This window comes from Streptomyces sp. W16 (genome assembly GCF_033194735.1).
GTDB lineage: Bacteria > Actinomycetota > Actinomycetes > Streptomycetales > Streptomycetaceae > Streptomyces.
Genome location: NZ_JAWOAI010001236.1, coordinates 1 through 255, shown reverse-complemented (window position 1 = coordinate 255; position 255 = coordinate 1). Strand labels below are relative to the sequence as shown.

Here is a 255-nt window from a genome sequence, read left to right as displayed (position 1 = left end):
CACCAGTACGCGGCGTCCACGCCCTGGAGTTTCACGGTCGGGATGGCGGCGGCGTTGGCGCGCTCCAGGGAGGCGGTCACCTCGGGCGACGTGTTCTCCGCCTCCGGAACCCAGAATTCGAAGCCCGGGTGCACAACTGGCTTCAACGCGCCTTCCGGGTCGAGCAGTTCCTGCAGTCGCGGACCGTCGGCCGGGGCGCGGCGGGCCTGCACCGGAGTGCCCGGTTCCGCGGCCAGCGCGCGCTGGAGGGTGTCG

At 72.5% G+C, this 255-nt stretch carries 1 protein-coding gene; it reads right to left on the bottom strand.

Annotation, left to right across the window (positions count from 1 at the left end; genetic code table 11):
• Positions 1–255 (bottom strand): DUF5926 family protein (locus tag R6V09_RS54920; RefSeq protein ID WP_317888714.1); only part of this gene is annotated, 255 nt, incomplete at both ends.